11 protein-coding genes are annotated in these 13,152 nt (G+C 37.9%); 4 read left to right on the top strand and 7 right to left on the bottom strand.

Annotation, left to right across the window (positions count from 1 at the left end; genetic code table 11):
* Positions 1-19: 19 nt before the first annotated feature.
* From OPF91_RS12990 to OPF91_RS13000, 3 genes are all read right to left on the bottom strand, one after another.
* Positions 20-2,377 (bottom strand): bifunctional 2',3'-cyclic-nucleotide 2'-phosphodiesterase/3'-nucleotidase, encoded by a 2,358-nt coding sequence (locus OPF91_RS12990; RefSeq protein WP_264989215.1) that lies wholly within the window; start codon positions 2,375-2,377, stop codon positions 20-22.
* Positions 2,378-2,667: 290 nt separating this feature from the next.
* Complete coding sequence (locus OPF91_RS12995; RefSeq protein ID WP_264989216.1) at positions 2,668-3,294, bottom strand: FMN-dependent NADH-azoreductase; 627 nt, start codon at positions 3,292-3,294, stop codon at positions 2,668-2,670.
* Between the two features lie 122 nt (positions 3,295-3,416).
* On the bottom strand, positions 3,417-4,124 hold the full coding sequence (locus tag OPF91_RS13000; protein ID WP_264989217.1) for a DsbA family oxidoreductase: 708 nt from the start codon (positions 4,122-4,124) through the stop codon (positions 3,417-3,419).
* 125 nt (positions 4,125-4,249) lie between these two features.
* Between OPF91_RS13000 and OPF91_RS13005 the strand changes: the two genes are divergently transcribed.
* A complete protein-coding gene (locus OPF91_RS13005; protein WP_264989218.1) occupies positions 4,250-5,629 on the top strand; it encodes an FAD-dependent oxidoreductase in 1,380 nt (459 codons plus the stop codon).
* 59 nt (positions 5,630-5,688) lie between these two features.
* On the opposite strand, the gene OPF91_RS13010 is transcribed toward OPF91_RS13005, so the two are convergent.
* Complete coding sequence (locus OPF91_RS13010; RefSeq protein ID WP_264989219.1) at positions 5,689-6,615, bottom strand: manganese-dependent inorganic pyrophosphatase; 927 nt, start codon at positions 6,613-6,615, stop codon at positions 5,689-5,691.
* A gap of 261 nt (positions 6,616-6,876) precedes the next feature.
* Here OPF91_RS13010 and OPF91_RS13015 point away from each other — a divergent pair, with 261 nt between their 5' ends.
* Positions 6,877-7,692, top strand: coding sequence for a GNAT family N-acetyltransferase (locus OPF91_RS13015; protein WP_264989220.1), 816 nt, complete (start codon positions 6,877-6,879; stop codon positions 7,690-7,692).
* 130 nt (positions 7,693-7,822) lie between these two features.
* Here the strand turns inward: OPF91_RS13015 and OPF91_RS13020 are convergent, their stop codons facing one another.
* Both OPF91_RS13020 and niaP read right to left on the bottom strand, forming a co-directional pair.
* On the bottom strand, positions 7,823-8,653 hold the full coding sequence (locus OPF91_RS13020) for a MurR/RpiR family transcriptional regulator (protein ID WP_264989221.1): 831 nt from the start codon (positions 8,651-8,653) through the stop codon (positions 7,823-7,825).
* Positions 8,654-8,925: 272 nt separating this feature from the next.
* Entirely contained in the window at positions 8,926-10,158 is a 1,233-nt protein-coding gene (niaP, locus tag OPF91_RS13025) for an MFS transporter (protein ID WP_264989223.1), read from the bottom strand.
* Between the two features lie 200 nt (positions 10,159-10,358).
* Here niaP and thrC point away from each other — a divergent pair, with 200 nt between their 5' ends.
* Complete coding sequence (gene thrC / locus OPF91_RS13030; RefSeq protein ID WP_264989224.1) at positions 10,359-11,411, top strand: threonine synthase; 1,053 nt, start codon at positions 10,359-10,361, stop codon at positions 11,409-11,411.
* On the top strand, positions 11,408-12,301 hold the full coding sequence (gene thrB / locus OPF91_RS13035; protein ID WP_264989226.1) for a homoserine kinase: 894 nt from the start codon (positions 11,408-11,410) through the stop codon (positions 12,299-12,301). Before thrC ends, thrB begins: the two co-directional genes overlap by 4 nt.
* 41 nt (positions 12,302-12,342) lie before the next feature.
* On the opposite strand, the gene zupT is transcribed toward thrB, so the two are convergent.
* Positions 12,343-13,152 carry a zinc transporter ZupT gene (zupT, locus tag OPF91_RS13040; RefSeq protein ID WP_264989228.1) on the bottom strand — a complete coding sequence of 270 codons (810 nt, stop codon included), beginning with the start codon at positions 13,150-13,152 and terminating at the stop codon, positions 12,343-12,345.

Below are 13,152 nucleotides of genomic sequence, written 5' to 3' on the forward strand. Positions count from 1 at the left end.
TGCTCTCCTTTTCTAGTGCTTATTTAATTAGGTATTTACCAAAGCCGCCTTCAGTATCACCTAAATATTCAATCTTGCTACCTGCTGGGATTACTTTTTGAGCATCCTTCGCAGAATTGTAAATTACTTTTGTATTTGCTGGGAACGGTACAAATGACCAATTATTATCCGCAGCAGGGTTGATTGTTTTTGTTGCTAAAATGTAGTCAACAATGGCTTGACGGTTTTCGTAAGCGTAGTTTGTTACATTAGAGCCATCTGCCTTTTTAAATGTCGCACCATATGAACCACCAACACGGTAGTTATTTGATACGATAATAAATTCTTGTTTCAAATCAATTGGCTTACCATTGTATTGTACATTTTTAATACGATTTGCTTTTTCGTTCACTAGTTTACCACCATCATACTTCGCTGGTGATGTAACATCAATTTGATATGTTAAACCATCTAATACATCAAAATTGTAAGAACGTGCTTCTGGATCGATGATATTTTGCTCTTCCGTTTTTGCTGGATCAATTGTTGCGAAAATACCAGCTGCCATTTCTAACCATTCAACAGCCTGTGCACCTGTTACTTTAATTGTAGATACTGTGTTATCGTACACATAAATATCTGCCATGTTTTTAATAGCAAGTGGACCTACAGGAATATTTGTGAAATCAGCTGGGTTGTTACGAGAGCCTGCTTTGAATGGTGCACCAGCAGAAAGGATTGGTGTTTTTTCATCAGCAGTTCCTTTTAATTCGTTTTCAATAAACCATTTTTGTGCTTGTGTTACGATTTGAATAGATGGATCATCTTGTACCATTGAGAAGTAGCTATGGATTGGTGCAGTTGTTTCACCAACAGGACGACGAATATACGTTAATGTCCCTTCATGTGCTTCTTTAATAGCATTTAACACTGTATCAGATGGTTTTAAACCTTCTTGTTTAATAGAACGAATTTCGCCTTTGCCATCTACTACAGTCCATTCAGAACCTTTTTGCTCTAACGTTAAGTCAATTACACCAAGATGGCTACCATAACTACCTGCCATAACAGTAGGTACGCCATTGATTGTGCCTTTTGCTTGGTCTGTATTCGGTAAATCCTTGTAGTCACCAGGGAATGTTAAATGAGAGTGACCTGTAATTAAAGCATCAATACCATCAATTTCAGAAATTTGGTAGCTTACATTTTCAGTATCTACCCCTGCTTTAGCAGTACCAATACCTGAATGGGCAAGCACAACAATAACATCTGCTCCTGCTTTTTGCATTTCAGGCACAACTTCTTTTACTGCTTCTACTGGATCTTGCATTTCAACTTTACCTGTTAAATGAATTGCATCCCATTCAACAATTTTTGGTGGCACAATACCTGTTACACCAACTTTAAGTATTTGCTTTTTACCTGTATTATCTACAACTTCTTTATCAATGATTACATATGGCGTAAACATACGTTCTTTTGTTTTCGCATCATACGTGTTTGCATTTACTACTGGATATTTTGCATCATTTAATACTTCATCTAAAAACGCTAAACCATAGTTGAACTCGTGATTTCCTAAAGTTCCACCATCATATTTTAATGCATTCAGCGCTGCGATTGCAGGGTGTACTTCACCAGGCTTTAATGCGCTTTCTAATGCTTTGTATGAACCTAGTGGCGTTCCTTGAATTAAGTCACCATTATCAAATAATAATGTGTTCGGATTTGCAGTACGTGCTTGTTCAATTAATGTTGCTGTATTTGCTAAACCTAGAGTAGATGACGGCGCATCTAAATAGTAGTTATAGTTTGCTAAGTTTGTGTGAATATCTGTAGTTCCTAAAATTTGCAAATCTACTGTTGTTGCAGATGTTGGTACTTGATATTCTGCGACAAAGCGCTCAATGATACTCTTCATTTGAACAGCTGTTACATATTCATCAGGACGAATTGTCTCATCAGCAAAACCTTGTAAAAGATTCGCTGCTACAGCATTTGCCAAATCTTGTTTATGTGTATCCGCAATTTGTTTTGCATCTTTAAATTGGTCTAATACAGAAAGTGGTGCCTTTGTAGTAGCAAGTCCACGCGATGAAATAACAAATGCTTGCTGACGTGTTACTTTATCGTTTGGTGAAAATGTTGTCGCTGTTGTTCCTTTAATTAGCTTTAAGTCTACTGCTTTTTCTACATATGGTGCTAAGTCCTTTGGAACATCTGTAAAGGTAAGTTTAGAGCCATCACCAAGCTCTGTATGTAAGCCCTCTACTAATGCTTTTACATAATCTCCACGTGTTACATCTGTTGATGCAGCATCGGCAGATAGTCCATACGGTAACACTGCAAAGAAAATCAGCATAGCCATAATGAACTTCGTTAGTATATTTTTGTGCATGAAAGTGCCTCCTTTAATTTACTATTTTATTTTCATACATTTTCATTATAGTATACTAATTACCATTTTAACTGAACAAATAGTCCTAATTGTATGTATTTTTTGATAAATAAATAAACACTTTAAAGTAAATTAACAAATTATTATCATTTATATCTCCTAAAAATCAATAGGATGTTATTTATTGTAATTAGCGAAAAATCGTATAATAGCAATATGTCAGACATCTATCTACTACCATACCTCCAAAATAAAAATCCTCTCAATCAATGAGAGGATTTTTATTAAAATTATACTGTTACTGCTTGTAAAGATTGTGCTACTTTTTTTACTTCCTCTAAGCCATTTGCAATAATTTCTTGTGCTTTATCTGGAGAAGCATTATGCCCTTCAATAATCACTTCTTCAATAATTTCCATACCGAACACGCCACCAACCACATTTTTAATATAGTTCACTGACATTTCCATTGGTTGTGCTTCTGGTGCTGAGTAGAATCCACCACGAGCATTTAAAATAATCGCTTTTTTATCTGTCATTAGGCTCACTAATTGACCATTTTCATCATACTTGAATGTGAAACCAGCTTGATATACATAGTCGATAAATGTTTGTAATGTTGCTGGAATTGTTAAGTTCCAAAGTGGGAAAGCAAATACAACTACATCTGCCGCCGTTAATGCATCCATCGCTTTTTGTTTTGCTGCTAAAAGACGTGCTTCAATATCTGTTAATGTTTCACCGTTTTGTACTTTACCAAAAGCATTGAAAAGGTCTTGGCCAAAATATGGCATATCCTCTGCAAAAACATCAAACGTTGTTACATTTGCGCCTTGTACATTTTCCATAAACGCATCATACATTTTTGTTGAAATACCATCTGGACGATTATTCGCTTTTACTACTAAAACATTCATTATATAAATTCCCCTTATATCTCAAGTTTTAATATCTCGATTTCAAGATATATTAATATCATAAAAAAATTCAATGAAAATGTCAACGCTCCACATATCAGACTTTTGGCTGAATTTTTTACTTACAATGTGCAATTATCGTCTGTACAATTTGGAGCTTGTTCTTCTCCCATCATTTTTAACCCCATAGACAAGCCTTCTTCCTCAGCTACTTTACGCAATGTATCCTCAAAAACTTGCTGTGGCTGTGCACCTGAAATGCCATATTTACGGTTCAATACAAAAAACGGTACACCACGCACACCTAACTGTATACCCTCTTGTATATCCGCTTCTACCTCTTGTGCAAAGTCAGCGCTCGCTAGTACCTTCATTACTTCTTCTCGGTTCAAACCAACTTGTTCAGCAATAGCTACTAATACCTCATCCTGTCCAATACGTTTTGTTTCTACAAAATAAGCACGTAATAATGCTTCTACAAGTGCTGTGACATCGCCTTGTCTCTCTGCCCATTTTACAAGTCGATGTGCTTTCATTGTGTTGGCCTCTTGTAATCCATCAAATTGGAAATCCAATCCGACCTCTTTTGCACGCATTGCCACACCTTGTGCCATTTCCTGTGCTTTTTCATAAGTCATACCATATTTTTTGGCTAATGCCGCATAAGTTGATTCATTCGTATCAGCAGGTGTTGTCGGATCTAACTGGTAGCTTTTATAAATCAGCTCTACCTGCCCCACCAATCCTACTTGTTGAATCGCCTTTTCTAACTGTGTTTTACCAATATAACAAAATGGACATACAAAGTCTGACCAAATTTCGATTTTCATCATGTAACACTCCTTTTTCCTCATTGTAGCGAGCCCCTACCTTAAAAGACAATTTTTCTGCTCAATTGAATAAATACTTACAGTAATCGGCATACTGAGCATAAAAAACAATGTGAGGTTTCATTATGACACAATCCCTTTGGCTAGCCACTACTCAACCCATGTCGCAAGCTACTTTATCTGCTTCTATGACATGTGATGTTTGCATTATCGGTGGTGGCTTAAGTGGCTTATATACCGCCTATTTACTAGCAAAAGCAGGCGTCAACGTTGTACTATTAGAGGCACATTCTACAATTGGGCAAGGGACAACAGGACATTCTACAGGAAAATTAACTGCCCAGCATGGCATTATTTACGCTAAATTATTGGAGAAATTATCTGTAGACGAGGCACAATTATATTACCAATTAAACCAAGATGCCATTCATACTGTCCGACAGTTTCTACCCAAAAATAGCATTCAAACGGTCGATTCTATCCTTTATGGTCAAACAACTGAAGGTTATGGACAGCTATTAAATGAATGGAATGCCTATAAAGTATTGAATATCACAGGGCAAATGACAAAGGATACAGAGTTACCGTTCTCCATAAAAAAAGCGCTTAGTATGCCACAGCAAGCTCAAATTCATCCTGTTGCTGTTTGTCAGTTTCTAGCACAGGAGGCAATACGAATGGGCGCTCAAATTTATACAAATACACGGGTTAAACAATTAAATATCCAAAATAATCATGTACATATTACAGAAGACATTCATGTCCATTATCGAAAACTTGTTTTATGTACACATTATCCAATGGAGGGGTTTAAAGGGCTTCAGCTTTTCAAATTAATCAATAGCCGTTCCTATATGATGGCAAGCCAAATTATGGAGCCAATGACAGGGCAATATTTGTCTGTTGATGCACCGTCACGCTCTATCCGTACTGCGAATATTGCTGACCAACATTATCTACTTCTTGCTGGCTCAAGCCATATCGCAGGTGTTACTGGAGATACAGAGCATTATTATGATGCGTTACACAAGACAATGAAGGCCCATTTTCAACAAGAGCCAATTTATCACTGGTCTGCACAAGATATTGAAACACCAGATATTTTGCCCTATGTCGGTCGTATTACACCTTCTTTGCCCGATGTCTATATTGCGACAGGGTATCGTAAGTGGGGTATCTCCAATTCATTTGTAGCAGGCTCCATCTTAACCTCTCTTATTACAGGTGCACCTTGTCGAGACGGTGCTATCGCTCTTTATTCTCCAGCACGCACAAAATTTGGCGTCCAAATGCTACAAATGTTGAAGGTTGGTGGCTTTGTGGCGAAGGAATTTGTTACAGGTCATGTTAAACAACGAAAAGCCCCCACATGCACACACCTCGGCTGTAAAACAAAGTGGAACGAAGCTGATAATACATGGGATTGTCCATGTCATGGCTCACGCTTCCATCAGAACGGTGAAGTGCTTGAAGGACCTGCTGTACAACGCTTAAAGCTAGATTAGAGACCCACGCAAAAGACACCCACAATAAAATTCATGCGGGTGTCTTTTGTATGGCTTTGTTATTTTAATGCTTCTGTTAATACTGGCACAATTTGTTTTTTACGTGATACAACGCCTGGTAATACGATACGGTTATCCACAAGCTCTGCACCAAACGCTTTTGCTGATGCTTCTGCAACTTGTCCGATTGCTACTGCTGTTGAATCATTATTTAAAATATCTGTGACTACAAAGAAGAATAAATCTAAGCTATTGTCTGCTACGTTTTTTGTTAATAATGCTTCTAGCTCTGCTTGACGTCCCAACACATCATTAATATCTACAGCATTTACTTGGGCAACAATTGATTTGTAGCTACCAAATTGGAATTCTTTCGCATCTAAAGACAATAAATCCTCTAACGCTTTGTCTGAAAGGTCAGCACCAGCTTTTAACATAGCTAAACCATATTCTGCAGCATCTACACCCGCTATTTTTGCTAACTCTTCACCAGCTTGTACATCTTGCTCTGTGCATGTTGGTGATTTGAATAACAATGTATCAGACACAATAGCTGATAACATTAAGCCTGCAATATTCGCTGGAACTGCTACACCATGCTCTTTAAATAATTTATTCAAAATCGTTGCTGTACAACCAACTGGCTCTGCACGATAGTACAATGGATCAGCCGTTTGGAAATTCGCAATACGGTGATGGTCAATTACCTCTGTAATTTGTACTTCTTCAATGCCATCTGCTGATTGTTGGAATTCATTGTGGTCTACAAGAATTACTTGATCTGCTTCTCCTTGAACAGACGCAATATAGCGAGGTGCTTCAAAGCCAAATTTCTCTAATGCAAATTTTGTCTCGTTATTCACTTCTCCAAGACGTACTGCCTCTGCCTCTACACCAATTTGTTGCTTTAAATATGCGTACACAATCGCAGATGTTATTGTATCTGTATCTGGATTTTTATGCCCAAAAACTAAAACTTTACCCATTAAAATTCTTCCTCCTAAATAGTTATCGCATTTGTCATTTATTTTATCATACTTTCCTTACTCGTATAGTTGTAATTTCATTTTAATATTTCGTTCGATATTGCTTATAAAATTTATTATTTTTTGTTAAAAATATGTGCTATCTTAAAAAAAATACTATAAAATAGTTACTAAATTCCTCTTTTATAATTTAAGAAAATATAAATTTATGCTATTATCATTTAGTCTACAACCGAGAACTAACAAGAAATGGGGATTACCATGACGAAACAAATGGACAAAAAGTATATTCCTCTGGCAAGTTACTTTGAAGTAGCTACTCAACCAGAAATTACTTTATCCTTTGAAGAATTAGAAAATATTATTGGACAAACATTGCCCAATGCTGCTTATTTGAATAGAAGTTGGTGGAAGAAAACAAAGCCACCATTATCACACTTTTTAGCATGGACACAAGCTGGTTATGCTGTCATTGATGTAACATTGAGTACAAGTGTAACGTTTGCTCGCACAGAGGCCAAGCCTATAGAAATTACTGAAGTCAATAATCAAAATAATACGAATACAACGGCCTATATTATTCGACCTGCGGAGGCATCTGATGCTCGGGCACTTATACATTTACAAGAGGAAATTTTCCAACAAACCGATTTTATGTACAGTATGCATAATGAATTAAATTTAACTGTGCAACAGCTTCGAAAGGATTTCACTTATTGGAAAAAATTAAAAAACCGTACGATTTTACTCTGTATCTTAAATGGACTATTCGTTGGTTATGCTTATATTCATGGCTATAAACATACTAAAACAAAGCATGTAGCCTCTATTTGTTTAGCTGTAACGAGCGAATATCAACATAAAGGTATTGGCACTGCCCTTGTACAAGCTGTAGAAGATTGGGCTAAGCAACATAAGATTTCTCGTTTAGAGTTGTCTATCATGGAGCATAATGAAAATGCCCTTCATTTAGCTAAAAAGCTAGACTTCCAACAAGAGGGCATTCGCCAAAAAGCTATTCGATTACATGATCGCTATTTAGACGAATATAGCTTTAGCAAGATTTTATCCGATTAAGTGGCATACTTCAGCATCATGAGTAATGAGCCTTTAAGAAAATTTTTCCTTAAAGGCCCATTACCATTCTATTTATTGCCATAAAGGATAATTTGATAGCACTTTTGAATGGAGTAATTTGTTGGTGGGTTTAGAGGCCATGCTTCTCTCTTGCCGTATTGAAATATAAAATATTTTGCACTCCTCGTTCATTTGTTTTCTGGTATTGCTCATACTGTACTAGATTATGGTTGATCATTGTATCTAGCAAAGCATTGAAAAATGAAAATAATACCACTGGTACACTATGAGAGAGCAATGATTGTGTCATACTAAGTGTAAATAAAACATTGGTATACTCTCGAATAGGCGTTAAAGCAGAGCCACTTAACGCAATTATTTTTACCCGTCTTGCCTTTGCATTTTCCACAACTGGCTGCATATCATGGAAAGACGTGTCATAGGCAAATACAATTAACACTGTATTTTCATTCATATTCTTCACTTGCTGCATGCTATCTACTAAATAAACATGAGAGCGCAATGTTTTCAATGTGTACAATAGCCATTGAACCGTTGGCGTGGTCTGATAGGTGCCTACTATATAAATAGCCTCTGCTTCATGCATCCACTTTGCACTTCTGTGAAATAGCTGTTCATTTATCAGCAACATCGTATTTTGGATATTTTGAATATCATGTTGCATCGTCTGTTCCACTGCTGATTGCCTCTCTACTTGCAAAGCAGGCTTTTGTGATAGCAGCATATGACGAATTCCCTCCTGTAACTCTACAAAACCAGATAAATCCATTGCATAACAAAAACGAATAACCGTTGATTCGCTCACATTTGCTTGCCTACCAACTTCAGCGGCTCCATTATTTACAATAACGGTTGGATTATTCAATACAAACTGTGCTACTTTTCGTTGCCCTTTTGATAAATGGACAAACCTTCTTTGTATTTCCTCTTTAATATTCATACGCAACAACCTTTCTTTCAATGAAATCATCATGGACAGAGATTGTTTCCCCCTGCTTCTGAACACAATTAAAAATACATTACCACGATTATATTCTGAATACAATGATTTTTCTGAAATAGTAAATTGTAGATGAATTATGAATTATGCCCCAACGCAATTGTGTCTGGAGCGTTTATCTTGATTCGGTGGGCATTGGAACCCCCACTGAATCAAGATAAAAAAAGAGGGAAATGAGCGTCTTTTCACCTACTCACCTCCCTCCAATATTATTATTCTAGTTCCGTTTGTTTCGTTTCTTTTCCTAACAACAGTACACCGATTACGCCAATTATAATGGCACCACAGAAAATAGCAAAGATAGAACCAATCTCGTAGCCAGCAGTCAATAAATACCCAACTAACAACGGCCCAAAGATACCACCGATTCGACCGACAGCGGCTGCTAATCCTGCTCCTGTACCACGAATAATCGCTGGATATTGCTCAGGCGTATATGCATAAAGCGCTCCCCATGCACCTAAGTTAAAGAAAGATAAAAACATACCTGACACTAACAAAACCGTTAATGTTTCAGCATTACCAAAAATAAACGCACTAATCGCTGTCCCTAATAAATAAGTAACAAGGACAAATTTACGTCCAAACTTCTCAATAAACCATGCTGCCGTAAAATAGCCTGGTAACTGTGCAAGCGTCATGATTAAAACATATTGGAAACTTTTAATTAAGTCAAAGCCTTTGCCAACCATCACACTTGGTAGCCATAAAAACATACCGTAATAAGAAAATACTACTGTAAACCATAGCACCCATAACATCAATGTAGAACGTACATATTTTTTTGACCATACATCACGCATATTTTGTAACACACTACGCTTCTTCGCTTCTGCCTTTACCGTAAATTGTGGTGAATCAGGCAAATGCCAGCGCAAGTAAATTGCATATACCGCTGGAAGTGCCGTTAATATTAACGCTACACGCCAGCCCCATGTTGGAATCACAAAATATGAAATGAGTGCTGCTAATAGCCAGCCTACTGCCCAAAAGCTCTCTAATAAAACGACTACTCGACCACGTTCCTTTGCTTCTACACTTTCAGATACAAGTGTGGAGGCAACAGGTAGCTCGCCACCTAACCCCATTCCCACTAAAAAGCGTAGTGCCATAAAAGCAGTTAGCGTTGTGGTGAATGCAGATAAACCACTAGCTAGTGAAAACAGTACAAGTGTCCACATAAAAATTTGCTTGCGCCCTACTTTATCAGCCATCACACCAAAAACAAGTGCACCTACAGCCATCCCTATTGAATTGATGCTTCCGATCCAGCCTGATTGACTAGGTGTTAACCCCCAATCCACTGCTAATGCTGCAATGACAAATGACAGTATGCCCACATCCATTGCATCAAAAAGCCAGCCAACTCCAGCTACACCTAATAGCTTATTACGAGAAATAGGTTGCTGTGATTTATTTATTCCTTCATTATTATTTACTATCATCATAACCACCTGTCTTTACATATGACTTTACAAAATTACTATACATTTGTTTCAAGAAAGTGACAAGAGAATTTCAAAACACAGAATTGTTTAGACAATTTCCAAAATACTATTGAAAATAGAGTGCAATTTGCGTTAAAATGTCTTTTATACAAAAACAACTGTTCTTTCTATAAGAACAAAAGGAGATTATGGTTATTATGTGGAAAGGCCTTATCCAAGAATATAAACAATTTTTACCTGTAACAGACAATACACCTGAGCTTACATTAAATGAAGGTAATACACCTCTTATACATTTAGTCAATTTATCAAAAAAACTAGGTATTGAGCTTTACGGCAAAATCGAAGGGGCAAACCCAACTGGCTCTTTTAAAGACCGTGGCATGGTATTTGCTGTGGCAAAAGCAATTGAAGATGGTAGTAAATGTGTCATTTGTGCATCTACAGGCAATACATCTGCTGCCGCTGCGGCTTATGCAACACGCGCTGGCATTCAATCGATTGTTGTCATTCCAAAAGGCAAAGTAGCTCTTGGTAAACTGGCTCAAGCAACAATGTATGGTGCAAAAATTATCGAAATCGATGGGAATTTTGATGATGCCTTAAATATTGTACGTCAAGTTAGTGAAACAACACCTGTCGCACTTGTGAATTCTGTGAACCCATATCGCATTGAGGGACAAAAAACAGCATCCTTTGAAATTGTGGATGCATTAGGTGCGGCACCTGACTATTTATGCATCCCTGTTGGTAACGCAGGTAACATTACAGCCTACTGGAAAGGCTTTAAAGAATACAACGAAGCGAAAGGCTCTGGTCTACCAAAGATGTTTGGCTTTGAAGCTGAGGGTGCAGCAGCCATCGTCAAGGGTGAGCCAATTGCTAATCCAGAAACAGTCGCAACAGCCATCCGTATTGGTAATCCTGCAAGCTGGAAATTCGCTGAAGCTGCTCGTGATGAATCTGGTGGTATTATCGACTCTGTAACAGATGAAGAAATTTTAGCGGCTTACAAGCTAATTGCTGGCACTGAAGGTATTTTTGTAGAGCCAGGCTCAGCTGCTTCATTAGCAGGTGTCATTAAATCCGTAGAAAACGGCAAAATTGCTAAAGGCTCAAAAGTTGTTACTGTATTCACAGGAAATGGCTTAAAAGACCCTGATACAGCAATGGATGTATCGACTGTTGACGTTGTATCATTGAAAAATGATGAAGCGGAAATTCGTCAATATATCGAAGGTGTACTATGAGCAACATGTGGCACATCACTGTTCCAGGGAGCACAGCTAACTTAGGCCCTGGCTTTGATTCCATTGGACTTGGCTTAGCACTTTATCTAAAGCTACAAGTTTCTTTACAGGAACAGTGGGAAATTATCCACCTTGACGATAACGGTCCTAAAAAATTCTCTATTGAAGAGCATCTCTTGTATAGTATCGCCAAAAAGGTTGCTGACCAATATGGAAAAGAATTGCCTGCCTGTCGTGTCGAACTAGCAAGTGAGTTGCCATTAGCACGTGGCTTAGGTAGCAGTGCCGCTGTGATTGTAGCAGGTATCGAACTAGCCAATCAAGTGTGTGCACTAGAGCTGACTGTGCAGGATAAACTTAATTTATCCTCTCAAATCGAGGGACATCCTGATAATGCAACAGCTTCTGTTTTAGGTGGTTTAACGATTTCTTCTATGAATGACAATGGCTTTGTGGATACACTTCATATTCCAAACATTGATGCTGCCTTTGTCGTCTATATTCCTGCTGTGGAGCTAAAAACAAGTGAGGCTCGCTCTGTGTTACCGGAACAGTTTGATCGTGTCTATGCTGTCAATGCATCGGCCCATGCTAATATGCTTGCTGCTTCATTGATGGTACATGATTTTGAACGTGCAGGTCGCTATATGGAGGCTGATTTATTCCATGAGCCTTTCCGTGCACAGTTAATTCCTCAATATGCTGAAATTCGTGCCGCTGCGAAAGCGCACGGTGCATTTGGTACAGCATTAAGTGGCGCAGGACCAACACTTATTTCGATTGTACCTACAGCGATTGCTGACAGTTTTGTAAAAGCCATGCAGCAACAATTCACGGAACACGATATTATTTTAACAACAGCCGCTCAACATGGTATACAAGTCGAATAAATGCTAAAGAGGGTATCGAGAAATCGATACCCTCTTTGAGATTATGCTAATAACACTAAACTAATCGCCATCACTGCCATACCACCAACTAAGCCGTACATCGATAAATGTGTTTCATCATAGCGCTGTGCAGCTGGTAATAGCTCATCTAATGAAATAAATACCATAATGCCTGCCACACCGGCAAATACAATACCAAACATCACATCGGTTAAAAAAGGCATCAGCAATAAAAATGCAACTAATGCTCCTACAGGCTCTGCTAAACCAGATAAAAATGATAGCTTAAAAGCCTTTTTACGATTTCCTGTAGCAAAAAAGATAGGTACAGAGACCGCAATGCCCTCAGGAATATTGTGAATCGCTACAGCAATAGCTATAGCCACTCCAACACTCGGATCATTAATGGCTGACATAAATGTAGCAATACCTTCGGGGAAATTATGAATAGCGATTGCTAATGCTGTAAAAACCCCCATCTTCATCATATGTGCCTCATCTACTTGTGGCTTTGTTGCATTAATGTCCTCTACCAATTTCACCTCATGAGGATTGGTCGCTTTTGGAATGAATTTATCAATTAAAGCGATAAAAAGCATACCACCAAAGAAACCAACAATGGTCATCCAATAACCATTTGTCGTACCTAATGCATTGGTTAAAGCATCTTTTGCTTTCACAAAAATTTCAACAAGTGATACATAAATCATCACCCCCGCTGAAAAGCCTAATGCTACTGATAAAAATTTCGTATTTGTACGAGATGTGAAGAAAGCTATTAAACTACCTACACCTGTTGCAAGCCCAGCAAACAATGTTAAACCTAACGCTAATAATACATTTCCTTCCAT

It is taken from the genome of Lysinibacillus piscis (assembly GCF_026012395.1).
GTDB lineage: Bacteria > Bacillota > Bacilli > Bacillales_A > Planococcaceae > Lysinibacillus > Lysinibacillus piscis.

Coding starts and splice junctions, on each gene's coding strand:
- OPF91_RS12990 (WP_264989215.1), bottom strand. CDS start 2,377: ATGCACAAAAATATACTAACGAAGTTCATTATGGCTATGCTGATTTTC.
- OPF91_RS12995 (WP_264989216.1), bottom strand. CDS start 3,294: ATGAATGTTTTAGTAGTAAAAGCGAATAATCGTCCAGATGGTATTTCA.
- OPF91_RS13000 (WP_264989217.1), bottom strand. CDS start 4,124: ATGAAAATCGAAATTTGGTCAGACTTTGTATGTCCATTTTGTTATATT.
- OPF91_RS13005 (WP_264989218.1), top strand. CDS start 4,250: ATGACACAATCCCTTTGGCTAGCCACTACTCAACCCATGTCGCAAGCT.
- OPF91_RS13010 (WP_264989219.1), bottom strand. CDS start 6,615: ATGGGTAAAGTTTTAGTTTTTGGGCATAAAAATCCAGATACAGATACA.
- OPF91_RS13015 (WP_264989220.1), top strand. CDS start 6,877: ATGACGAAACAAATGGACAAAAAGTATATTCCTCTGGCAAGTTACTTT.
- OPF91_RS13020 (WP_264989221.1), bottom strand. CDS start 8,653: ATGAATATTAAAGAGGAAATACAAAGAAGGTTTGTCCATTTATCAAAA.
- niaP (WP_264989223.1), bottom strand. CDS start 10,158: ATGATAGTAAATAATAATGAAGGAATAAATAAATCACAGCAACCTATT.
- thrC (WP_264989224.1), top strand. CDS start 10,359: ATGTGGAAAGGCCTTATCCAAGAATATAAACAATTTTTACCTGTAACA.
- thrB (WP_264989226.1), top strand. CDS start 11,408: ATGAGCAACATGTGGCACATCACTGTTCCAGGGAGCACAGCTAACTTA.
- zupT (WP_264989228.1), bottom strand. CDS start 13,152: ATGGAAGGAAATGTATTATTAGCGTTAGGTTTAACATTGTTTGCTGGG.